The organism is Helicobacter felistomachi, assembly GCF_030296895.1.
Classification (GTDB): Bacteria; Campylobacterota; Campylobacteria; order Campylobacterales; family Helicobacteraceae; genus Helicobacter; species Helicobacter felistomachi.
The window spans coordinates 1,224,312-1,248,169 of sequence record NZ_AP028022.1 but is presented as its reverse complement, the minus strand read 5'-3'; the positions used below and the strand labels follow the sequence as shown (position 1 = coordinate 1,248,169).

At 47.0% G+C, this 23,858-nt stretch carries 20 protein-coding genes; 7 read left to right on the top strand and 13 right to left on the bottom strand.

The window, feature by feature from the left end; all coding sequences use genetic code 11:
• Positions 1 to 30: 30 nt before the first annotated feature.
• A complete protein-coding gene (gene fumC, locus QUE23_RS06555) occupies positions 31 to 1,422 on the bottom strand; it encodes a class II fumarate hydratase (protein ID WP_286348278.1) in 1,392 nt (463 codons plus the stop codon).
• A gap of 102 nt (positions 1,423 to 1,524) precedes the next feature.
• Here fumC and QUE23_RS06550 point away from each other — a divergent pair, with 102 nt between their 5' ends.
• Genes QUE23_RS06550 through QUE23_RS06535 form a run of 4 tightly spaced genes read left to right on the top strand, consistent with a single transcriptional unit; the run spans position 1,525 to position 7,120 of the window.
• Positions 1,525 to 1,899 (top strand): FixH family protein, encoded by a 375-nt coding sequence (locus tag QUE23_RS06550; RefSeq protein WP_286348277.1) that lies wholly within the window; start codon positions 1,525 to 1,527, stop codon positions 1,897 to 1,899.
• Positions 1,900 to 3,093: a copper resistance outer membrane protein CrdB gene (crdB, locus tag QUE23_RS06545; protein WP_286348276.1), complete on the top strand. Its 1,194-nt coding sequence runs from the start codon at positions 1,900 to 1,902 to the stop codon at positions 3,091 to 3,093. It abuts the gene before it with no gap.
• A complete protein-coding gene (locus QUE23_RS06540; protein ID WP_286348275.1) occupies positions 3,090 to 4,034 on the top strand; it encodes an HlyD family efflux transporter periplasmic adaptor subunit in 945 nt (314 codons plus the stop codon). Before crdB ends, QUE23_RS06540 begins: the two co-directional genes overlap by 4 nt.
• Positions 4,034 to 7,120 (top strand): efflux RND transporter permease subunit, encoded by a 3,087-nt coding sequence (locus QUE23_RS06535; protein WP_286349430.1) that lies wholly within the window; start codon positions 4,034 to 4,036, stop codon positions 7,118 to 7,120. The genes QUE23_RS06540 and QUE23_RS06535 overlap by 1 nt, the downstream gene beginning before the upstream one ends.
• Here QUE23_RS06535 and tmk read toward each other — a convergent pair.
• From tmk to QUE23_RS06475, 12 genes are read right to left on the bottom strand one after another with little or no spacing between them, the layout of a single operon-like run.
• Entirely contained in the window at positions 7,098 to 7,673 is a 576-nt protein-coding gene (gene tmk / locus QUE23_RS06530; RefSeq protein WP_286348274.1) for a dTMP kinase, read from the bottom strand. The genes QUE23_RS06535 and tmk overlap by 23 nt on opposite strands.
• Positions 7,658 to 8,146: a pantetheine-phosphate adenylyltransferase gene (gene coaD / locus QUE23_RS06525; protein ID WP_286348273.1), complete on the bottom strand. Its 489-nt coding sequence runs from the start codon at positions 8,144 to 8,146 to the stop codon at positions 7,658 to 7,660. Before coaD ends, tmk begins: the two co-directional genes overlap by 16 nt.
• Complete coding sequence (locus QUE23_RS06520) at positions 8,146 to 8,706, bottom strand: UbiX family flavin prenyltransferase (protein WP_286348272.1); 561 nt, start codon at positions 8,704 to 8,706, stop codon at positions 8,146 to 8,148. The genes coaD and QUE23_RS06520 overlap by 1 nt, the downstream gene beginning before the upstream one ends.
• Positions 8,703 to 9,377: a flagellar basal body P-ring formation chaperone FlgA gene (gene flgA, locus QUE23_RS06515; protein ID WP_286348271.1), complete on the bottom strand. Its 675-nt coding sequence runs from the start codon at positions 9,375 to 9,377 to the stop codon at positions 8,703 to 8,705. The genes QUE23_RS06520 and flgA overlap by 4 nt, the downstream gene beginning before the upstream one ends.
• On the bottom strand, positions 9,374 to 11,446 hold the full coding sequence (locus QUE23_RS06510) for an ATP-dependent helicase (protein ID WP_286348270.1): 2,073 nt from the start codon (positions 11,444 to 11,446) through the stop codon (positions 9,374 to 9,376). Before QUE23_RS06510 ends, flgA begins: the two co-directional genes overlap by 4 nt.
• Positions 11,443 to 13,977, bottom strand: a complete 2,535-nt coding sequence (locus tag QUE23_RS06505) for a tetratricopeptide repeat protein (RefSeq protein WP_286348269.1) — start codon at positions 13,975 to 13,977, stop codon at positions 11,443 to 11,445. The genes QUE23_RS06510 and QUE23_RS06505 overlap by 4 nt, the downstream gene beginning before the upstream one ends.
• Positions 13,978 to 13,986: 9 nt before the next feature.
• A complete protein-coding gene (gene serS, locus QUE23_RS06500) occupies positions 13,987 to 15,243 on the bottom strand; it encodes a serine--tRNA ligase (protein ID WP_286348268.1) in 1,257 nt (418 codons plus the stop codon).
• Between the two features lie 10 nt (positions 15,244 to 15,253).
• Complete coding sequence (locus QUE23_RS06495; protein WP_286348267.1) at positions 15,254 to 16,027, bottom strand: carbon-nitrogen hydrolase family protein; 774 nt, start codon at positions 16,025 to 16,027, stop codon at positions 15,254 to 15,256.
• Entirely contained in the window at positions 16,027 to 16,788 is a 762-nt protein-coding gene (gene ubiE / locus QUE23_RS06490) for a bifunctional demethylmenaquinone methyltransferase/2-methoxy-6-polyprenyl-1,4-benzoquinol methylase UbiE (RefSeq protein ID WP_286348266.1), read from the bottom strand. Before ubiE ends, QUE23_RS06495 begins: the two co-directional genes overlap by 1 nt.
• Positions 16,788 to 17,228 (bottom strand): protoporphyrinogen oxidase HemJ, encoded by a 441-nt coding sequence (gene hemJ / locus QUE23_RS06485; protein ID WP_286348265.1) that lies wholly within the window; start codon positions 17,226 to 17,228, stop codon positions 16,788 to 16,790. Before hemJ ends, ubiE begins: the two co-directional genes overlap by 1 nt.
• A gap of 1 nt (position 17,229) precedes the next feature.
• Positions 17,230 to 17,775, bottom strand: coding sequence for a YigZ family protein (locus QUE23_RS06480; RefSeq protein ID WP_286348264.1), 546 nt, complete (start codon positions 17,773 to 17,775; stop codon positions 17,230 to 17,232).
• Positions 17,775 to 18,452 (bottom strand): META domain-containing protein, encoded by a 678-nt coding sequence (locus QUE23_RS06475; protein WP_286348263.1) that lies wholly within the window; start codon positions 18,450 to 18,452, stop codon positions 17,775 to 17,777. Before QUE23_RS06475 ends, QUE23_RS06480 begins: the two co-directional genes overlap by 1 nt.
• 114 nt (positions 18,453 to 18,566) lie before the next feature.
• On the opposite strand from QUE23_RS06475, the gene mraY reads away from it, so the two are divergent.
• The 3 genes from mraY (at position 18,567) to QUE23_RS06460 (ending at position 22,842) form a co-directional block, all read left to right on the top strand.
• Entirely contained in the window at positions 18,567 to 19,628 is a 1,062-nt protein-coding gene (gene mraY, locus QUE23_RS06470) for a phospho-N-acetylmuramoyl-pentapeptide-transferase (RefSeq protein ID WP_286348262.1), read from the top strand.
• Between the two features lie 71 nt (positions 19,629 to 19,699).
• Entirely contained in the window at positions 19,700 to 20,950 is a 1,251-nt protein-coding gene (gene murD / locus QUE23_RS06465) for a UDP-N-acetylmuramoyl-L-alanine--D-glutamate ligase (RefSeq protein ID WP_286348261.1), read from the top strand.
• A 2-nt stretch (positions 20,951 to 20,952) separates the two neighbouring features.
• Complete coding sequence (locus QUE23_RS06460; protein WP_286348260.1) at positions 20,953 to 22,842, top strand: mechanosensitive ion channel family protein; 1,890 nt, start codon at positions 20,953 to 20,955, stop codon at positions 22,840 to 22,842.
• The last annotated feature ends 1,016 nt before the right edge of the window (positions 22,843 to 23,858 follow it).

The window sequence follows — 23,858 nt, the reverse complement described above, 5'->3', positions numbered from 1 at the left end:
CGCCTGCAAGGACTTAAAAGTCAAAGCCCCTTAAGCTTTAGGGGCGATCATATGAGCGGGGACGACCCACGCGTCGAAGTCCTTTTCGCTGAGTAGTCCAAGCTCTAGGGCGGATTCTTTGAGGCTAATGCCCTTTTTGTGGGCATTTTTGGCAACTTTAGCGGCGTTTTCATAGCCGATGTGTGGGTTTAAGGCGGTAACGAGCATTAAAGAGTGGTGCAAATAGTAGTCGATCTTGTCCTTATTGGGCTCAATGCCGGTGGCACAATGCTCGTTGAAGCTAAGCATCCCATCGGCTAAAAGCTTCACGCTTTGTAAGAAATTGTAAATGATGACGGGTTTAAACACATTGAGCTCAAAATTGCCCTGAGAAGCCGCAAAGCCCACCGCCGCATCGTTACCCATCACCTGCACGGCGATCATCGTCAACGCCTCGCATTGGGTGGGGTTGACTTTACCGGGCATGATGGAGCTGCCCGGCTCGTTTTCGGGGATGGCAAGTTCGCCCAGCCCACAGCGCGGACCACTGGCAAGCCATCGAATGTCGTTGGCGATTTTCATTAAGTTGGCCGCTAGTCCTTTTAATGCCCCGTGCGCGAAAGTGATCGCATCATGGCTGGTTAGGGCGTGGAATTTATTGGGCGCACTTTTAAACGCTTGCCCCGTGAGATGCGTGAGCTCTTCAGCGACTTTTTGGGAGAGTTCGGGGTGGGCGTTTAAACCTGTGCCCACGGCAGTTCCCCCGATGGCAAGCTCCCTTAAGCCCTCCAAACTCTCTAAAATTTGCGCCTTAGAGTGCTCTAACATGCTCGCATAACCGCTAAACTCTTGTCCTAAAGTTAAAGGGGTCGCGTCTTGCAGGTGGGTGCGCCCGATTTTAATGATGCCTTGAAACGCTTCGCTTTTGGCGTGTAAAGTGGCGTGCAAAGTGTCTAGGGCAGGGATTAAAGTTTGTGTGAGCTCCAGCACCGCCACAATGTGCATCGCCGTGGGGAAGGTGTCATTAGAGCTTTGCGACATATTGACATGGTCGTTTGGGTGGATCAACTTTTCTTTCCTAAAATCCGCCCCCAAAATCTCGGTTGCCCTATTGGCGATGACCTCATTCATGTTCATATTCGTCTGTGTCCCGCTGCCTGTTTGCCAAATGGCTAGGGGAAACATCCCTTCTAATTTGCCATCCAAAATGTCCTCGCAAGCCTGCATGATCGCGCCCGCTTTTTTAGCGTCTAGCTTGCCTAAATCTTGGTTGACCTTGGCTAAAGAGCGTTTGAGTTTGGCAAAGGCGGCGATGAGCTCAGGGGGCATTTTTTCCACGCCGATTTTGAAGTTCTCAAAACTTCTTTGGGTTTGCGCGCCCCAGTATTTGCCATCCTCTACTTTAACCTCACCCATGGTGTCATGTTCTACTCTGTAATGCATACATTAATCCTTTCAAAAAATTTCTCAAACTTTAACACAATTTACACAAAAATTACACAATCCTTACCTAATATTAGGACAATTTTTTACAAGGAGTTTGTGATGAAACGATTTGCCTTTTTATTCTTAGCGGGGGCACTGGCTTTGAGCCTAAACGCCTATGAGTTGAAGTTTAAGGCCAGTGGGACAGATGTTTCTTTGAAGTCTTCCAATAAGTTTGTCCATGGCGACAATAAATTCAGCATCACCCCTACTATACATGGCAAGGCGATCAAAGGGGCGCAGGTGAAAGTCAAGTTTTTCATGCCTGAAATGCCGGGCATGCCCGCCATGCACGAAAATGCAAAATTGGAGGAAAAAGACGGGGTGTATGAGGGCTCTGTAAACTTGCCTATGAACGGGACTTGGCAAATTAAAGTGGAAATCAAAACCACAGATGGGCATGTGTTCAAAGGCAAAAGCAGCGTGGATATTTAAATGCGTGCACTCACCGTTGGTTTGCTCTTGGCGACACTCGCCCTTTGTGCAGACCCTTTAAACTTGCAGGTGGTGTATACAAAATATCTAGTTAAAAACGCCAAAATTGCGGGTTTACAGGCGCAGATCGACAGCCTACAAGCGCAGGCACAAGCGGTGAGCCGTTGGGACAACCCCATTTTGTATGTGGGCTACAACAACGCCGATGTGAATAACTTTTTTATCTTAGATTCGAGTTTTATGCAAAGCATCAGCGTGGGGCTTAGCCAAAAGTTTGATGTTACGGGCAAAAGGCACACGCAAAAGCAAGTGGTGCAAATCGAGCGCCAAAAAAAGATTTTAGAATTAGAACAACTGAAACAACAAATTGCCATCAATATTTTGACCAACGCCGTCAATGTCTATAAAAACACCCAAAAATTAGCCTTGCTTAAAGATGCTTTAAGCAATTTAGACAATTTGCTTTACAGGGCCGAGCACTCCAGCAGTCCCGATCAAATCGCCATCGCCAAGTTAGAAGTGATTAAAGCGCAATGGGAAATCAAGCAAAACGACCTGCAAGACACCCTAGCCGACAATAAAATCAGTATCAGCGAACTGACCTTTAACCAAAGCGATTTACTCAGTCTTGCGCCTAGCCCCGTGGCCTTTAAGCCCGAGCATGAGATGCAAGAAATCATGGACACCAACCGCACGATTAAAATCGCCAGTTTGCAAGACAGCCAAGCCTTAAAGAACATCACCCTAGCCAAGAAGAGTTTTTTAGAAGACATCAATGTGACCGCTAACTACCTCTTCCGCTCTAAAATCTTTGATATGTTTACCATCGGGGTGGCGATCCCCTTGCCCCTCTATGGCAAACAAAGCAATGCCCTACAACAACGCAAACAAGAGCATTTAGTGGCTCTCAATGCCCTTGAGAACACCAAAAACAGCGTGCAACACAACGCCCGCAAGTTGATTAAAAAACTCACACAATTACAAAAAAATCTCAGCAACATCGACCAAATCTTACAAGCAAGCGAGCACATCGTGCAAATCTACAAAGACAATTTGCCCTCCTCGCAAGGCGATTACAACAGCTATTACAACGCCTTCAACGACACCATCAACACCAGATTATTAGAGCTAGAAACCAAAAGCACCCTCACCACAACCTACCTTGCGCTAGAAAACCTCAAAGGGCTGAAATGAAAAAGTGGATTTTTGGGCTTTTATTGGGCTTGGCGCATTTGCAAGCGGTGGGCAGTGTGGCGGTGCAGCTTAAAGAGTTTGCCCCCTTTAGGCAGTATTACGCCACTCTGCAGGCTGATGAGCGCAAAACCTACACCTATAATTTGCGCTTTGATGGCTTTGTGGAAAAACTTTATGTGAATCGCACTTACCAGAGTATCAAGGCGGGCGACAAACTCTTTAGCATTTACTCCCCCACTTTAATCTCGGTGCAAAGCGAATTGCTCTCCTCTTTGCACTTCAACCGCCAAGTCGCCCAAATGCAAGAGAAGTTGCGTTTGCTTGGCGTGGGCACTAATGAGATTGCACGCATAATGCAAACTAAAAAGGTGCTCAACAGCGTAGAAATGCTAAGCCCCTTTAGTGGCGTGGTCTTTACTAAGAATATCAATGAGGGGGAATTTATTAAAAGTGGGGCTTTGGTGTTTCAAATCATTGATTTAAAAGCCCTATATGTCTTGGTGCGGGTCAATCAAGAGGATTTGGATTTTGTGCGCCACTTGTCTAAAGCGCAGATCAAGATCGAGGGCGTGCCCGGGGTGTTTGATTTAGAGTTTTCTAACATCAACCCCCTTGTGGGCGCACAGGACAAAATGCTACAAGCCCGCTTCATTTTAAAAAACCCCAACAATCTTTTTTTCCCCAACATGTTTGCCAAGGTTACGATCTACCAACCCGCCCAAAAGATTTTGATCCTACCTAAAGAGGCAGTGTTGATCAAAAACGGGCAGGCGATCGTGTTTAAAAAAGACGATGACTCCTTTGACTTCACCCCCATTAAGGCCAAACGCTTGAGCGATGGGAGTTATCAAGTTTTAGAGGGGCTTAAAGCGGGCGATGAAGTCGCTAAAAATGCGCTCTTTATTTTGGATGCGGACGCTATTAATAACGGAGATGAGTGATGATTAATGCGCTCATCTCTTTAAGCCTTAAGAACAAGTTAGTTGTGTTGATGGTGACTTTCTTGCTCTTTTTAGTGTCTCTATGGGCGATGAAAAACACCCGTTTGGATGCTCTACCCGACTTATCGCCCACGCAAGTAGTGGTGCAGGTGAGCTACCCCAATCAAAGCCCGCAGGTCGTGCAAGAGCAGGCGGTTTATCCGCTCGTGGCTAATTTTATGGGGATCGCCGACATTGAAACGGTGCGGGGCATCTCTAGCTATGAAACGGGGTTGGTGTATATCATTTTTAAAGACGGCGTGGATTTGTATTTTGCAAGGGATCGGGTGAGCGAGCAGATGGCACGGGTGAAGTTGCCTGCTGGGGTAAAAGTAGAAATGGGCAGCGACTCGACCTCCATTGGCTGGGCTTACCAATACGCCCTCACAAGCAAGACAAAAACCCTAGCTGAGCTTAAAACCTTGCAAGATTTTTACTACCGCTATGCCCTTTTGGGGGTCGATGGGGTGAGCGAGGTGGCGAGCATCGGGGGGTTTGAGAAAAACTATGAAGTTACCCTAGACAATGACGCTTTGGTGAAATATGGTTTGAGCGTAGATGATGTGGTGAATGCCATTAAAAAATCCAATAACGACACGGGTGGGGGGATCATCTTAGAAAACGGGTTTGAAAAAATCATACACGCCAAGGGCTACACCAAGAATTTAAAAGATTTGGGCGAAATCGTGCTCAAAACCCCCAATCTCACCCCCATTAAGCTTAAAGATGTCGCCACTTTAAACCTAACCCCCAAACCCCGCCGCTCTGTGGCAAATTTAAACGGGACGCAGGAAGTCGTGGGGGGGATTGTGATGGTGCGTTACCACGCCGACACTTACCGCATTTTAGAGCGCATTAAAGAGAAGATTGCCTATTTACAAGAGGGTAACCCTGATGTGAAAATCGTGCCCGTGTATGATAGAAGTGAGTTGATTGAAAAGGGCGTGGATAATCTCATACACACGCTCATAGAAGAAAGCGTGATTGTGCTTGCCGTGATCGCGCTCTTTCTCTTGCACTTTAGAAGTGCCTTAGTCGTCATCATCACTTTGCCCCTTTGTGTGTGCCTTAGCTTCTTGCTCATGCACTTTTTCAACATCGAGGCGAGCATCATGAGCCTAGGGGGGATTGCCATTGCCATAGGGGCGATGGTGGATGCGGCGATTGTGATGGTGGAAAACGCCCACAAACACTTAAGCCACGCCAATATAGAGAACGACCAAGAACGCCAAGAGGCGATCATTGCGGGTGTGAAACAAGTAGGCCCGGCAATTTTCTTTGCTTTAATGATTATTGTGGTGTCTTTCTTACCTATTTTTGACTTGAGCGGACAGGAAAAACGGCTCTTTTCGCCCCTAGCTTATACCAAGACCTTTGCCATGCTCGTGGGGGCCTTGCTTTCTATCAGCGTGGTGCCGATTTTAATGCTCTTTTTTATCAAGGGCAAAATCATAGAGGAATCTAAAAACCCCATCAACGCCTTTTTCATTAAAGTTTATGGGGTGTGTTTGACCTTTGTTCTACGCTTTAGATGGGTGTTCTTAGCCCTTAGCGTGGTGGGTCTTGGCGGGCTTTATTTTGTGTATAAAAAACTCAACTGGGAGTTTATCCCGGCGATTAATGAGGGCGTGGTGATGTACATGCCTGTTACGACCAACGCCGTAGGCATCGACACGGCCAAGAAGTATTTAGAAGAAACCAACAAGCACATCAAGGCGATCCCTGAAGTCAAACAAGTCTTTGGCAAGGCAGGGCGGGCTAATAGCAGCACGGATGCCGCAGCCTTGTCCATGCTAGAAACCTACATTGAGCTCAAACCAAAAGCTCAGTGGCGACCAGATATGACTTACAAGAAACTAAGGGACCTGCTTGAAAAAACCTTGCAATTAAAAGGTTTAGTCAATTCTTGGACATATCCCATCCGTGGGCGCATTGACATGCTCTTAACGGGCATCCGCACCCCCCTTGGCATTAAACTTTATGGCAAAGACCCCTATTTACTCCAAGATTTAGCGATCAAAATGGAGCAAAAGCTCAAGACCTTACCACAAAGCTTGTCTGTCTTTGCCGAGAAATCCAACAATGGCTACTACCTCAATGTGGATTTGCGCCCTGAGAAACTAGCACAATACAACCTCACCAAACAAGCAGTGTTGGACATGGTGAGCTTTGGCATGGGCGGGGCGAGCATCACAACCTTAATTGATGGTGTGGAGAGTTACCCCATCTCTGTGCGCTTAAAAGACACACAGCGCAACAATATAGAGTCTTTGCAAAATCTTTACATTAAAACCCCCTCTAGCTATGTGCCCTTAAGGGAGTTTGCTAATGTCTATTATGAAAACGCCCCCGCCGTGCTTAAAAGCGAAAAGGGCTTGAATGTGCATTTCATTTACATAGTGCCTAAAAATGGGGTGAGCTCAGAGAGTTATCGCGAGGCAGCTATTAAAGCCCTAGAGAGTATGCGCCTGCCTAGTGGGTATTATTATGAGTTCTCAGGCGAAAGCCAGTATTTAGATGAAGCCTTTGCGACCCTAAAATATGTCGTGCCGATGAGTATTTTCATTATCTTTTTGCTAATTGTCTTTGCGCTCAAAAGCCCCACAAATTCGCTCTTGTGCTTCTTTAGCCTGCCCTTTGCCTTCTTGGGCGGGCTGATTTTCATGAAACTTTGGGGCTTGAATTTGAGCATCGCCGCCTTAGTGGGCTTTTTAGCCTTGCTGGGCGTGGCGAGCGAAACGGCGATTGTGATGATCATCTACCTAGAGGACGCTTATCAAAACTTCTTAAAACAAGAGCAACACACAAGCACCAAACTTAAAGAGGCGATCATGCACGGAGCAGTGCAAAGGGTGCGCCCCAAGTTAATGACTTTCTTTAGCATTTTGGTGTCCTTAGTGCCCATCATGTACTCGCATGGGGTGGGCTCAGAGATCATGCACTCCATCGCCGCGCCTATGCTAGGGGGGATGATCACCAGTGTGGTCTTAACCCTCTTTATCATCCCCACGGCGTACTTTGTGATCAAAGATCGGGCGTTGTCTTGAGTTTTTCTAAAATACTTGCATTTAAACTTTGCGGGCTTTGGCTTGCGTCTAGGGTGTGGGTGCGAACGCCTAAAAGCGCACAGGCTTGTAAAAGGCGCTCTTGGGTGCGCTCTAAAAACTCTAGCCCTTGCGATTCGATAGAATCGTGGGTTTTGGCGTGTAGGCGCTCTTTTAAGGCGTGAGACTCAAGAGTCAGCACAAAGACGCAATCGGGCAAGACCTCTAACAAGCCGTGTGCCCTGTGTAATTCCAAAGCGCACTCTAAAGAGTAGGGGGCGTAGGCAAGCCCTGAAATGAGGGAGCGGTCGCTGAAGATGAGTTTATTGGCATTTGGTTTTAGCACTTCTTCTAAGTGCAAAGCCCTGTCGGCTAAAAACAATAAAAACTGCGCGGATGGGCTTAAATGCTCGTGCAAGACCTTTTGGCGCAGGGCGTGCCCCAAACTTGTCCCCCCCGGCTCTTTGGTGAAAAGGGCATGAGGGTAGGCATCTTTGAGTAAAGCGATTTGCGTGCTTTTGCCGCTCGTGTCTACTCCCTCTAAAGCGACCAACATCTAAAACCTTTGGTTGATGAATTCGAACACAAGGGGGGGACTAAATGGGCGATTTGCCCCTTGTGGCTTAAAATGGAACGCACCACGGACGCGCTGATGAAGGCGTTTTGCAAAGTGGGCATGAAAAACAAGGTTTCTAGAGTGGGGTTTAGGGATTTATTGGCATAGCCCATCTGAAACTCAAATTCAAAATCACTCACGGCCCTAAGTCCCCTGATGATCCACTTGCAATGATGGGACTTGGCTAAATCGCACAACAGCCCCTCAAAAGCGAGGCATTGGACATTGTCCAAAGACTTCGTAGCCAGTTGCAGCATTTCTAGGCGTTCATTTAGGCTAAACATGGGGTTTTTCATACTGGACTTTGCCACCGCTACAATGAGGGGGTTAAACAAGTCCGCCCCTTTTTTGATGATGTCTAAATGCCCGTTCGTGATGGGATCAAAAGTCCCGGGATAAATGGCCGGGTGCATTAAACCCCCCATCTTGGGTACAAGTCGTGTGCGATCCCCAGCGAGTCAAACCACTTGCCCACCAAAAACAGCTCCATGCTCTCTAAATCCTTGGGTTTGGTGTAATAGGTGAGTAAGGGGGGGGCGATGATCGCCCCGGCTTGGGCGAGTTTTAAAAGGTTTTCAAGGGCGATAGAATGTAGGGGCAACTCCCTAGGGGCGATCAAAAGTTTCTTTTGCTCTTTCAAGGCGACAGAAGCACAGCGGGTGAGTAAATCATCGCAAATGCCATGGGCGATCTTGCTAAAGGTGTTGAGGCTGGCGGGAATCACTGCCATGGCATCTATGTTGAAACTGCCTGAAGAGATGGGCGCGTCTATTTCGTGGGGCTTGTAAAGGGTGTAGGGGCGTTTCAACTCTTTGAGTTTCTCGCTAAAGTTTAACCCCATTTCGGCTAGGGCGACCTTTTTGGCATGGGTGCTGAGCACGATGAATAGCTCCACTCCAAGCGGCAAGCACTCCATAAAACGCCACGCCAAATTAACCCCACTCGCCCCACTCACGCCTAAAACCAACTTCACAGCACCTCCCCCTTTAAAAACCCCGTGATTTTCACCTGCACGACCTTTTTACTCTCTACATTTAGGGCTTGGATCACTTGATTCAACACCCCATTTTCTAGGGCTTGCAAGGAAGTTTCTAAAGAGATGGGCCCCTCTTTGAGCGTGGCGTGAAAAATTTCGTGTTTATAAACCAAAATCTGCGCCCCGACCTTGTCGATGCTTAAAAGCGTGTTGGCGGCTAGAAAGCTCCTCACACTGGCATGGTTGATGTACGACGAATCGATGGGCATGGCAAAAAAGCGGGTAAAGGGGATGGTTACTTGGTAGGTGTTACTGGCATCTAGATTTTGGTCCTTTCTTAGCATGCTCTTGCTTTTATAGACTTGGATCGTGGCTTTGATTTTATAACGCACCCACACGCTTTGATTTTGTAGGCTTAAGTTTAGCAAGCCATCTGGGTTTAAAAACTGCTGGGGGCGCCACTGTAGGTTTAAATCCTGCGGGGCTTTGGCGTGTTTTAAGATTTGCTCCAAAGTGGTGGGGCTGCCGCTAGCAAGGCTTACTTGCACAGCTTGCACTTTTAGGGGGCATTTGGCGTAAAATTCTGTGTAAGCCTGTGTGATCGCCTGCTTTAAAAGCCCTTGAGCGATTAAGGGCAAAGCAAGAAGGATGAAGAGTAAAAATCTCAAGAGCCCATCTTTTTAACAGAGTTTGGCAGCAACCACACAAGCCCATGGTGGAAAGACACTCCCAAACGCTCTTTTTCGATGTGTCTAATCATGCCAAAGCCGTGTTGTTCGTGGTGCACGCAATCACCCACACACAAGGCTTGGGCAAGCCCCCTAGCTTCTTTGATGAAACGAGAGGGGGTTGAATCTTGCCAGTAAAACTTTTCTTGCACGCTGCAAAGGTAGACCTCTTCTTTAGCCCTTGTGATGGCGACATAAGCCAAGCGCCGCTCTTCTTCAATGTCGATATCCTCCATCGTGAGGGGAAAAGAGCCCTCTTCAAGCCCCACAATAAACACCACCCTAAACTCCAATCCTTTAGAGGCGTGCACGGTCATGCACTGCACCCCCTTAGAGTGTTTGGAGTCGGTGGTGGGGACATCTGTTTCTAGGGCGATTTGGTCGAAGAAATCTTGTAAGGACACAGAGCCCTTCAATTCCAACGATTCATAGACAAAGTCTTGGAACATTGTTGCTAAAGTGCGGATGCGCTCCAAGACCTCATCATCGGTGTCATCGGCGGTTGATTCTTTGTCGATTTGAGCGTAGTCGGCGAGCAATTCTAGGGCTTGCTTTGGGCTGTTAAGTTGCATTAATCTAGAGGACAAGTTGTCTAAAATGGTGAAAAACCCTTGTAGGTGTGTGTGGGCTTTGGAAAAGTCTTGAAAGAAGCCTTCCTGGTAGGCTTTGGCGATGCTGCAACGCTTGTTAGTGGCGATGTCTTGGATTTTTTTAAGGCTCTCCTTGCCAAACCCCTTTAATTTGTCTAGCAAACGCACCAACGCCTCATCATCATCGCGGTTTGCCAAAGCGCGCAAATACGCCAAGCGGTCCTTGATCTCTTTCTGCTCAAAAAAATCCTTCTCCCCCACAAGGGTGTAGGGGATTTTGGCTTGGCGCAAGGTCTTTCCTAACTCTTTGCCAAGTTTCTTGAGGCGGTAAAGGATGGCGATTTCTTCATAAGGGATGTTTTTAGCCCTACACTCATTGATTTTGTCGCAAATGAATTTATCTTCTTCTTTGGTTTCTTTGAAGTGTTCGTATTTGATGCTTTCGTCTGTGCCCTGGTTTTTTTGGCTAAAGAGGGTTTTTTTATGGCGGTGTTGGTTGTGCGTGATGAGTTGGTTTGCAGAACCAACGATTTTGGGGGTGGAGCGGTAATTTTGTTCTAGCTTAATGATTTTAACGCCCTTAAAACGGCGGTCAAACTCTAAAATATTGTTGATGTCTGCCCCCCTAAAGCCGTAAATGCTTTGGTCGTCATCGCCCACCACACAGAGATTGTCGTGAGTGCTGCAAAGTTGTTTGAGCAATTTAAACTGCAAGGGGTTGGTGTCTTGGTATTCATCCACCAAGATGTATTGGTAAAATTGGCTGATTTGTTTGGCTAGCTCTGGGTATTTTTTGAAGAGCTTGCAAGGGAAGGCGATGAGGTCGTCATAATCCACACAATTCCCCTTTTCCAAGTGCTCCACATACAGCCCATAAGCTTTTTTAAAGACAGAATTGCAATCATTGTCCCAAATGATGCGCTCGTTCTTAATTAAAGAAAAACCTCTAAACAAAAAGTTAAGGAAGTGCCTATCGTTTTCCCATGGTTTCTCGTAATGTTGTTTGTAGGGGAGCAAGCTTTCTTTTAGCTCTTTTCTGAGCTCACTGGGCGTTTTGATGATGAAGTCCTTATTGCGTCTTAAAAACTCTGCATATTCTTCATTTTTAAGTATTTTTCTAAGGAAGAAACTCCCAAAGCTGTGAAAAGTGCATAATTTGGGCTTGGCAAAAGTGTGCTGTTCGCCTAGCAAAGCCAGTGCCCTTGCGCGCATTTCGTTGGCGGCTTTATTGGTGAAGGTTAAGGTGAGCGTGTTTTCAGGGCGCACCCCCTCATAACCGATGAGATAAGCTAGGCGGGTGGTTAAAGTCTTGGTCTTGCCGCTGCCCGCTCCGGCTAAAATTAAAAGAGGCCCTTTGGTGTGGCGCACGGCTTCTTGTTGGGCGGGGTTTAAACTGATTAGAAGGTTTGCAAGGTTCATCGCAAATCCTGCCTGTTTGTGGGTTCTTTGAGGCTAAAGTCAAAGTAAGAGGATTGAAATTTGCGGGTTTTGATCGCCCCAAAATTATTTAAGCTGGCTTCTAAATTGCCCGCTTGTTGGTAGAGCAGCCCTAAACCATAGCGAACGTCGTAATTGTCTGGGTCCATGGTCTTGCCGATCTCTAAGAGCAAAGCGGCGCTATCAAAGCGCCCCATCGCGATGTAGGCCACACTCGCCAACTCGTAAACCTCCATTTCGTGATCCCCTATTTTGTCAATGAGGAAGTTATAAATCCCCACAGATTTTTCATATTGCTTTTGGAAGATGTGGATCAAGGCAAGCATGCGCAACAAGTCCGTGCTCATCTCTTGGTTTTGTGAGGCACTAAGACGGGTGTTGATCTCTTCTTCCTCGTGGTTTAAAAGTCCTGTGATGAAGCCCATGTAGATATACATTTTGCGGGCCAAGAGGGGGCCGTGGAGCAGTTCCTCGAGATTGGTCTTTTTGTTGGTGAGTAGAGCATAAGCCCCTAGCATTTGGCGGATGTCGGCGTGGTATCTCAGCATTATCTCGTAAAACACGGCCGTGAGCATGTTGTGGGGATGCATTTTTTTAAGGGCGGCGAAGTTTTCCACTAATTTTTGTTTGTTTTGGGCGCGGTTGGCGTAAGCCACGCCCAAAGCGTAGTAAATGCTTAGGGGGGTTTTGGCTTTTTGTATCCAGTCCAAATCATCGTTGGTTGCACCGTTTAAATAACTGATGAACGAGTTTAAAAAGGCGCGTTTAGTGGAGTTGTTAAAGCGCAAGGTTTGGAAGTTTGAGGTGAGTTGTTTGAGCAAGACACTGGGGTTGCGGTAGTCTAAGCGTGTGGCGATGACCCCAAAAATGCCGGCAAGGACATTATGGGGATTAAGGCGGTAGGCTTTGTTAAAATGGAAACTGGCTTTGTGGAAGTTCTCTAGCTGGGCGTAGACGAGCCCCGTGTTGTAGTGCGCCACAGAGCTGTTGGGGTTGGCTTGCAAAGAAAGTGTAAACTCTTTTAGGGCGAGGCGCAGGTGGGCTTGGCTTAAGTACTTGAGCCCAGCAAGCATGTATTGGTCAGCAAGACTGCCCTTTTTGCCCCTTTCTAAAAGATTAATCGCCCCCATCAAATCCTGACTCTCACTGCTGTCTACAAAGAAAACCCCCTCTTGGATCGAGCCTAGTGCGTCCTTGATCTCCACTAATTTATAAGGGGCATAGTAAAAGAGCATCCGATCGATGGGTATCCCTATTCCGTCTCGAAAATTTGTCTTCCAAAACCCCTTGCGGATGGTGTTGATGTCAAAGAAATACTTATTGGGTGTAGGCTTAATGGGGTAGGTGTCGGCTAAAATCCTCTCTTGGTGCTTGTTTTTATGGATGCCGTGCAACAGGACACTTAAGATGTTGTGTACCCCGTCAAAGTCCCCCATTTTAAGCGCGATGAGCTCTAAAGCCACTAATGTATCTTTATCCTCAGGGTAGCGCCCGCTGTAACTCTGTAGATGGTCGATGGCTTGTTGGTAATCGCCCATGCGTGCGTAGAGCAAACCTAAAGCCTTGTCGTCTTTGGGGGTGGCAGCTGCGCTTAAATGCCTGATAGCGTTGTTTTCGTCCCCAAAGAGCAAGTACATTTTGGCCGCCAAGTGTTGCCTGTCTGCATTAAACAAATTGGAATTGGGGTTAGAGAGGGCACTTAGGGTTTCAAAGTAATGCCCCCCATAGTAGAGGGTCAGGGCATAGACATAAGAGTAAATGGGTTGTTTTTCCAGCTCTTGAATATTTGCTTCAGCCACTTTTAAATAGCGGGTGTAAAGGTCAAAATTATTGAGGTAAAAGGCAGCTGCCATCGCATCAATGGCGTTCACGCTCATGTCGCTTTTGGCTACTAGGGCGTTGTCAAAGGCCTTGAGTGCCCCGATATAGTCGTGTTTACGCAGTTTAATCACACCGAGATTGTGGTTAGCGATGCTAGAAGAGGTGTGGGAGATGTCGCCAAAAATTTGCAAGGCCTCATCGGTTTGTCCTTGCGCATAGAGGATGTCTGCTTTTTGGATCAAGGCGTTGACTTCCTCCTCATTGCTCAAGGGGATGTGGCTGTTGCTGTCTGTTAGAGTGGGCAAGTTGTTAAAAATAGAGCCTTCGCTTTTCTCGGTTTGGACAAGCTTGTCGAGTTGTTGTTTGCTGCTCTGGCTCATTTTCTCTTCTAGGTGTTCCTCGTGTGCAATGAAACTAGTGATGACCCCCCCTATGGTGATCAAGACCACAATCCCCGTCCCGCCCAACACAGAAAAATAGAGTCTAGGGCGGCTGCGTAAATTTCTCAAAAGCTCTTTAAGGTTTACACGGCTAGATAGGGGATTATTTTTGCCAAGAAAGCTCTTTGCTTTGTTGCCAAAAGCTAGCACTCTCTCTCTTAGGCTGGGCTTTTCATTTTGCCCCTCTTCTGTAGGCTCTGCGGGCTCTAATTGCTGGTTGGTGGGCTTGTTTTCGGGGTTTTCATTAACCATGCTAAACCTTTAGAGTTTGCGGGGTAAGTAGGGTAAGAGTGCTTCGGGGATGTGAACACTCCCGTCTTTCTCTTGGTGGTTTTCCATAAGAGCGACTAAAGTGCGCCCCACCGCTAAAGACGAGCCATTTAAAGTGTGCACTAGGGCGTTCTTTTTATTCTCTTTGTAGCGGATTTTGGCGCGTCTGGCTTGAAAATCCCGGGTGTTGCTCACCGAGCTGATTTCACGGTAACAATTTTGCCCGGGTAACCACACCTCAATATCCACAGTGTTGCTGGCACTAAAGCCGATGTCTCCGCTGCAAAGCTGCACGAATCGGTGCGGCAACTCTAAGGCTGTTAAAATCCCACTCGCCGTTTCTAGCATTTTCGCCTGCATCGCCTCGCTCTCTTTGGGGTGCGTGATCGCCACTAACTCCACTTTGTCAAACTGGTGTTGGCGGACAATGCCCCTGGTGTCCTTGCCCGCACTGCCCGCCTCTTTACGAAAACACGGGGTGCAAGCAGTCATTAAAATAGGCAATTCTTCAGTGCTTAAAATCTCATCGGCGTATAAATTTGTCAGGCTCACCTCAGAAGTGGGAATCAAATACAAATCTTCCTCATGCACCTTGAATAAATCCTCTTGGAATTTGGGCAACTGCCCTGTGCCAAAAAGGGTTTTACTATTGACTAACACGGGGGGGCTTACGATTTCAAAGCCCGCTGCGTGGTTATAATCCAACATAAAATTCAGCAAAGCCCGACTTAAAAGTGCGCCCTCACTTCTTAGCACACTAAAACGGCTTTGAGCAATCTTCACTCCCCGCTCAAACTCAATCCAGCCATTTTCTTGGGCGAGTTCGTGGTGCTCTTTTGGTGTAAAATCAAAGGTTTTAGGGGTTAAAACTCTCTTAATCTCCACATTGTCGTTTTCGTCTTTACCAAAAGGAGTGATGGGGTCCAACAGATTGGGGATGGTGTGTAAGAGAGTGTCTAACTCTTCTTCTAGTGTGTGGGTGTGGGCGGCTAGGTCCGCGATCTTGGCTTTGTTTGCCTCTAGGGCGTTTTTGAGCTCTTGTGTTTTGGCTGGGTCATCTTTGTAGCTAAAAAACAGCTTAGAGTTTTTGTTTTGGAACTTTTGGGCTTGCTCTAGCTCTTGTTTCTTCGTTTTATAAGCGCGCAACAAGCCTTTAAGGTTGTCTAAAATCGTGGGGTCTAAAAAGCGTTTGGCTAAATTTGAGCGCACCCCCTCAAAATCGCTAAGCAGTAGTTTTTTATCGATCATCATCTCTCCTTTAATTTGGGGGGCGAAAGCCCCACTCTTTAGCCCACGCTTGCAAATACACCTTTTGCACCTCTAGATGCAAAACCCCCAAATCCCCTTCTAAACTACTGGCGACACTGCCATCGGGCAGGGCAATCAAACTATCCCCATAGAAACGCCACGGGATGTTTTGATCTTTACGCACCATGCCGATGCGATTTGCCCGTGCCACGAGCATGGAATTACAAAACGCCCTTGAGCGCAACACACAGCGCCAACGCTCAAACGACTCAAAAGTGCTGGCGGTGCTCACTAAAACCACCTCCACTCCCGCTTCTTGCAACACCACCCATAATTTGTCAAAGTGCAATTCATAGCCAAAAAGGGGGGCAACTTTGATCCCCTCGATCTCTAGGATCGGGGGGGTTTTAAAGTCCGTGGGCTGTGGATTGGCAAAAAATTGCGCCTCCATCCAGTGCTCGAAGCCCACTAGGCGTTGTTGGTTGTAAAATTGCGTGTCCTGTGGGCTGATTAAAGCGATTTGCTTAAACAGCCCTTGCTCTCTAAGGAAAACCAAGGGCACGCTAAAAACCACCCCATGCTTGGCACTCAAGGCTTGCAACTGCTCTAGGCGGGCTTGGCTGTGGCCATCTATTTTCTCAGGCTCAAGACTTGTCAATTCTAAGAAAAAGGGGGTCGCCACATACTCGGGCAAGAGCACTAGGGCATTTGGGGGCATTTGTTTCACGCTCTTTTGGATAAACTCCCACTCAAAACGCGCCATTTGTAGTAAGAATAAATGCATTAAAGTTTCACCGCAAAAATGCCCGACACGCTTTTGTACATGTAGTGGCTCTTTTGGACGACCTCTAAGCCCACCCCGCTAAGTTCCTCCTCTAGCTCGTCTGCGCTGATGAACTTTTCAATGGAGGCGGGCAAATAGGCGTAGGCTTTGTAATTGCGGCTAATGAGCATCCCCACAAAGGGTAAAACTTTAGAAGTGTAGGTATACGCCAAGTAGCCCAAAATCCCCTTTTTGTCTTGGCGCATGAACTCTAGCACCAAGAGCACCCCCCCTTTTTTGAGCACCCTTGCAAATTCTTTTAACGCCCCTTTGCGCTCAACCACATTGCGCAAGCCGTAGGCGATGGAGAGCAAATCTATGCTGTTGTCGGGAATGGTGCGTAAATTCTTGGCCTCCAAACAATCTAGGCGGATACGGGCGTTTTGGCTAAGGGGGCTTGTGGCGATTTTCTGCTCAGCTAGACGCAACATTTCTGCCGATGGATCGACCCCGCACACACTTGCCACGCTCCCCTTACATGCGGCGATTTTCTCTAAGACACACAAGAGCATGTCCGCTGTCCCACAGGCGATGTCGGCGACACTTAAACCCTTTAAATCCCCTCTAAAGGCGTAGACATGGCGCAGGGCTTCTTGCACACTTTGCACCCGCCATTTCTGATCTTGCTTAAAGCTCACGACCTTATTGGCGGTGTCGTAGGTTTTGGCGATGGAGTCGAACATGCCGATGATTTGCTGTTGCTTGTCTGCGGGCTTGGCCATTAAAAGAATTTCCCCACGACCGCAAACACAATCACCGCCATGCATGCGGTCGGCACTTCATTCATCACTCTAAAAAAGCGCGAGCTTTTATAAGTCCCCTCGTTTTTGAGCGCACGCATCCACTTACGGCACATAAAATGGAAATGCAAGAGCAAGAGCACAAAGAGCAGTTTTAAATGCACCCAACCATAATGGAACAAATCCAAACCCCCTAAAATGTAAAACAACCCTAAACCACTCAACACACTCAACACCATGGCCGGCGTGGCAATCGCGTTAAACAAGCGCGCCTCCTGCACCCGCACCACCGCCACAAATTGGGGTTTGTCGTGATTTTCTCTATGGTAGACAAATAAACGGGGCAAGTATAAAAGGGCTGCCATCCACGAGATGACGGCCAAGATATGCACGATTTTAAGCCATAAATACAAGGTTTGCATGTCAATGTCCTAACGCTTTTTCTAAAAGATGGGGCGCGCCGATCAAATCCACCCACGCCCCCGTGCTTTGGGTTTCCTTCACCACCACTTGCACGCCGTATTTAAGCCCTCTTGCCTTTAGTGCCTCCAAAGCATTGAGCCCCACCCACTCGCAAATTTGCATGGGCACCACAAAGGGTTCTAACTGGGCTTGTTCTAAACAAAGCTGCAAAGAGAGCCCATAGGCTTTCATTAAACCGCCCACACCCAAAAGCACCCCTCCAAAGTAGCGCACCACGAAGATCGCCACATTCACTAAATCCTCACGGCGCAACATGTCTAATAGGGGTTTGGTGCTATTTCTAGGCTCTCTGTCCTCGTGTAGGGCTTCCTTTAGCGTGTTGTCCTCCAAATAGCGGTAGGCATAGACAATATGGCGGGCTTTGAAGTGTTCTTTTTGCAATTGCTTTAAAGTGGCACTAAAAGCTTGCATAGGCACAAGAAAACCTAAGAAGATCGAGCCTTTGATTTGGTGTTTAGAAGTGGGGGCGTTGCGTAAGGTTTGCATCAGTGTTGCATGTAGATTTTCATTGTAGGGCTTTCGAGCAAAAGCGTGTTCTTGCCCCTAGTGATGTTGAAAACGCCTTTTAAATGGTTGTAAAACGCCAGCTCAAACGCCATCAATTTCTCATTCCCACAAACTTTTCTAGCGATCCCCTTGTCGTCTAAAACAAGGTGATCGTCGTCTCTAAAGTTATAGCTAAAAAAGTACTTATTGCAGTAAACCATGCCATAGGCCCTTAGCTGCCGTTGGTCAAATTCAATATGCCCCATCGGGCTTTTGACAAGAACGGGGGGTTTTTGGGCTTTGTTGTGCTGGATGTCGCTCTCTAAGTGTTTCATGTCGCTTTTGATCAAGGAGGCATCGGGGGAGACATCTTTAGTGTCTAGGCTTTTAATGCGCTGTTCTAGTTCGGCCTGCAAGAGTTCTAGTTTGTCTTTGGGAGGGTTTTTGGGGGTTTGTGTGGGTTGGTTTTGCGCTTCTAGGGTTTGGGGGCGTTGGGCCTCCTCGATCAGGTCTTTAAAGTCAAAGGTCTGCCCGTCTAACACCACCCGCACAATTTGGTATTGGTTGTGGCTAAAGTCCTTGTTGAAAAAGCGCACCAACACGCACCCACCCAAGAGCACAGATAAGCCTACTATGGACAATAAAAAATGCGCTTTAAAGCCCCTCACAAACCACACGCCAAAACTCCTTAAAGGATGATAAAGGTCCTATTCTAGCTTGATTTCCTTTAACTTTGGCGTAAATGTGCCTTTATGCTATAATTGCGCCCTAATTTACCCTAAAGCTTGGCAATGCTCTACTACTTCTACCCCTTCTTGCACATCAACTTGTTTCAATACATCACTTTCCGCTCAGGGCTGGCGTTTTTCTTAAGTTTCTTTGGTTGTGTCTTAGTGATGCCAAGGTTCATTGCGTGGGCTAAGGCAAAGAAGGCCAACCAACCCATCTCGGTTTATATCCCCCACCAAAACAAGAAAGACACCCCCACCATGGGTGGGGTGGTCTTCATCGCCACGACCTTAATCGCCTCCCTCTTAACCGCGCGGCTAGACAACCTTTTTGTGCTCTTAGGGCTGGTAACCCTCGTGGGCTTTGGACTCATTGGGGTGCAGGACGACTACACTAAAATCAGCCGTAAGAGCAACGCCGGCATCACCTCCCGCTATAAATTTGGCATGCTCGCCTTGCTCTCTTTTTTCATCACTCTTGCCTTAGCAGGGCTGGTGCAGGTGAAGAGCCTTTACTTCCCCTTTTTAAAGCACCCCATTTTTTCCTTTGAAGGGCATGCCTTTTTGTTGATCGGCTTTTGGATGTTAGTGTTCCTCTCGACTTCTAATGCCGTGAATTTGACAGACGGGCTAGATGGGCTGGCTACCGTGCCTAGCATTTGCGTGATTGTGAGTTTGAGCGTGTTTATCTATGTGGTGGGCAATGCCGAGTTTAGTAAATACTTGCTTTATCCAAAAGTGAGCCACAGCGGGGAGGTCATGGTGGTGGCGATGGCGTTAGTGGGGGCTCTCTTGGGGTTTTTGTGGTTTAATTCTTTTCCGGCTGAAGTGTTTATGGGCGATAGTGGGAGCCTTAGCATTGGGGGTTTCATCGCCTACATGGCGATCATCACCAACAACGAGATTTTACTCATTTTAATGGGATCTGTGTTTGTGCTTGAGGCGGGTTCGGTGATTTTGCAGGTTACCAGCTACAAGACCCGCAAAAAGCGCATTTTCCGCATGGCACCTTTGCACCACCATTTTGAATCTAAAGGCTGGCCGGAGAATAAAATCATTTTGCGCTTTTGGATCATCGCACTTTTGAGTAATATTGTGGCCTTGTTGAGTTTAAAGGTGCGCTAGATTGGCATTTAAGTTATCTTAAGTGTGCTATTCTAGCCTTACCGATTCGATCTTGATTTAAGGGTGTTTTGATGATCTCTTTACTTGGATACGGACAAACCAATAAGGCATTTGCTACCTATTTACACCGCAAAAACATCCCCTATTGTGTCTACGATGACCATGTGCTCACCCCCTCTTTAGACACAAACCAACAAAAATGGCTGCCCTCTAAGATGTTTAACCCCTACGCCTCTAAGCTAGAGCTGGTGAGCCCGGGCATTCCTTTTAACCACCCTTTAGTGATGGCCAGCAAGCACCTTTGCAGTGAATACGACTACATCAAGCGGTTGTGGGAGAGCAATAGACAAGAGCCGCTACCCACCACGATTTTTATCAGCGGGACCAATGGCAAAACCACGACCACAGAAATGCTCGGGCTGTTGTTTAAAGGGGCGCAAGTGGGGGGCAACATCGGCACGCCTTTAATCCAACTCTACACCCAGAGTTTAGAGAAAAAACCCCCCTACACTTGGGTGCTAGAAACCAGCTCGTTTACTTTGCACTACACCAACCACTTGAGCCCACAAATTTATATCTTGTTACCCCTAGCTGAAGACCATTTAAGTTGGCATGGCAGTTATGAAAACTATGTTGCAGCGAAGTTAAAGCCCCTAAGTTTGATGGGCGCACGCACCCATGCCTTCATACACACCGCCCTCAAAGAGCACCCCCTCGTGCAAGCCACAAAGGCGCAAATCATCTTTTATCAAAACTCGACAAATTTGGCGCAAAAAATGGGGCTAGACATCTCTAAATTGCGCTTTAAAGAGCCCTTTTTGCTCGATGCGCTCTTGGCCCTCAGTGCCGCGAAGTTATACACGGGTGTGGCCGATTACGACTTACTCAACAGCTATGCCATCCAGCCCCATCGCATTGAAGTTTTTACAGATAAAAATGGCTACACATGGGTGGACGACAGCAAAGCCACCAATGTGGACGCGACTTTGAAAGCTCTCGAGCGTTTTCAAGACAACTACATACACTTAATCCTAGGGGGCGACACCAAGGGCGTGGACTTGAAGCCCTTGTTTGAAACCCTGGCACATCTACAAGCTGAGGTGTATGCGATCGGGGTGAGCGCGCCTGTGATCATGCAAATGGCTGAGGAACATCAAATCCGGGCCCACTTGTGCCGTAAAATTGAGATCGCCGTGCAAGAGATCAAGAAAAATTTAAAGCAGGGCGACATCGGCATGCTCTCGCCCAGCGCGGCCAGTTTGGATCAATTTGCTTCTTACAAGCACCGCGGGGCGGCTTTTAAAGAATGCGTTTTGGAGTAAATATGCGTTTGATCGTTTTGTTCTTTTTAGTTGTATTTGTGGGTTTTGGGCGGGCTGAAACCCACGAGGGAGCAGACTTAGACCTTGTCGATCTGCACTTATTGCTCAAGCAAATCAACCAACTCAACCAAGTCATCACCCGCTACCAAAAAGACCCCACTAAACACACAGAAGTGTCTTTATACAGCGACCAAAAGAATGAGTTGATGCACACTTTTGCATTGCAGCTTTTAAACACACGCGAGCGGATTGGCATCAATATTGAAGAAAATGAAAAACAACAGCAGGTTTTGCAAAAGGCACTTTTAAAAAGCAGCAAGAATAACGACATTTACACTTACTTTACAGACACAATCCAGCTTAAAAACCTAGAAGTCGAAGCGGACATGTACGGCTTTTTGAAAAAAATCCGCACCTCCACTGACTTCTTCAGCCAAGAAAAAGACATTAAGTCTATCAGCACTTCTTATTTGATTAAGCTAGAAACCTACACAGCCAAAACCTACACCATCCCAAATCACCTAGAAGATGCCAAAAAACAAGACCTGCAAAGTGCCCTAGCTCAGTATAAAATCAAACTGCAAACCTATATTGATGTCTTGCGTTACATCCAACAGCACCCTAAGGAAGTGTTGGCTAAAAATGTCCTCTTTAACATCAACATGCAATGGGTTTTAGAGCGCATCGCCGGGGCAATTAACCACATTTTCCCCGACATGAACGGCTTACAAAACGCCAAAATCTTACTCTCTTTGGGGCTTTTGGCGTTCTTGTTGGCCCTACGCCAAATGGTAACCGCACTCTTTGTGAAGGCTTTAGATTATTGTGTGCGCTTTACCCGTAAAAATGCCAACATCAACATACAAGAAAAAATCCGCAACAGCATTCTAGCCCCCATCTCCACCTTTTTATTCATCTACAGCTTTGACATCTCCATAGATATTCTCTACTATCCCCACCCCGCCCCCCCCCACTTTGATATGTATTTGGGCGTGATTTATATTTCTCTCATTGCATGGCTGGTGATCGCACTGTTTAAAGCCTATGGGGCAGCGGTTTTGGCCACCTTGGCTTCGCGCAAAAATGGTTTTCGTAAAGAAGTTGTTAACTTGATTTTAAAGATCGCTTACTTCTTTATCTTTGTGCTCACGATCTTGGGGGTACTAAAACAACTAGGCTTTAACATCTCGACCATCATCGCCTCACTAGGCATCGGCGGTTTGGCGGTGGCATTGGCGGTTAAAGATGTCTTAGCCAACTTCTTTGCCTCTGTCATTTTGCTCTTAGACAATTCTTTTAGTCAAGGTGATTGGATTGTGTGCGGGGAAGTAGAGGGCACGGTCGTAGAAATGGGCTTAAGACGCACCACCATCAGGGGCTTTGACAATGCTTTGTTTTTTGTGCCTAACTCTGAGCTGGCGGGTAAATCCATTAGAAACTGGAATCGCCGCAAAGTGGGGCGGCGCATTAAAATGATCGTGGGGCTAACCTACAGCTCCCCTAGAGAATCTCTACAAAAATGCGTTCTAGGGATTCGCCAAATGCTGTTAAACCATCCTAATATTGCTAAGGATCACGATTTGGACAGTGTTTCCAAACAACAATTAAATGACCATCACGACTACATCATGGACCGCCAAAACATTGTGTCTATTGATGATTTGATGGGCTATAAATCAAATCTTTTTGTCTACTTAGACAGCTTTGGGGACAGCTCGATCAATATTTTTATTTATTGTTTTTCTAAAAGCGTGGTGTGGGAAGAGTGGCTCGCCATTAAGGAGGATGTGTTGTTTAAAATCATGCAAGTCGTGGAAGAATGCGGGCTGAGTTTTGCCTTCCCTTCACAGAGTGTTTACATCGAAAGCATGCCAACCGCTCCCCATGCTTAATCTACGCAAAACAAAGGATCTCCATGTCTTCTTTTAGAAACCTCAAGCTGGGTGCAAAAACCGCTTTAGCCATTTCTTCAATTTTGATTTTATCGTTCTTGGCTTTGGGGGCGTATTACATCAATGAGATCACGAGCATGCTGGTCAAGAACGCCAACGAAATAGTGAGAGTCCGCGCCACAAACCAAGCCACAAGCATTTCTTTAGAACTTAAAGGCATTAAGGAGACCTTGCAAAGTTACGCCAATTATTTTTCAGGGGATGGCTATGCCTTTATCAAAAATTCAAGTGGGACAGAAATTTTAGACAATATCCGCAAGCTGTGTATCCATAGTGAATTTGTGCGCGGCGCGTTTTTGGTTTTGCTTAAAAACAATAAACCTACATCCAGTTATGAAGTTGCCCAAAAACACGATCAAACCTTAGTTGTACAGACCAACAATTCCGCTGTTTTAAACTCTCCCATCGTGTCTAGAGTGATTCAAACACAAGTCATGAGTCGCACCGACAGTGATCCTACAACCTTGCCTGGAGGGGGTGTCTATTTTGGTTTCACCATGGCCGCCCCCATTTTCGACAACCAACACCATTTAAAGGCCGTTGTTGGCCTCTTTGTGAGTATTGACTACATCCAAGAGCACTATTTTCCACAAAATACGGGGGAAAATGGATTTTTGTTAGGTTCGAGAGACCGCATTTTTGCCATCAACCGCGACCACAAATTACAAGGACGGGCGTTTACAGAAGTCATGCAAGCCAAAGAAGCCAAAACTATTGTGGACTTTAGAAAAAATGCACATCCGGGCGATAGCCTCATCACCTCCTTTTACTCCGATGTTTTGCACGAGAAAATCATTTTATCCCTGCGTGCGTTTAGACCCTATGCACAGCTCATGAACCACAACTGGGTGGTGGGCTCGGCCATCGAAAAATCGCGGGTCTATAGCCGTGTGCACCATGTGCAATTCATAATTGCTGTCATCAGTCTCATCGCTTTACTGATTGCCATCGTTGTG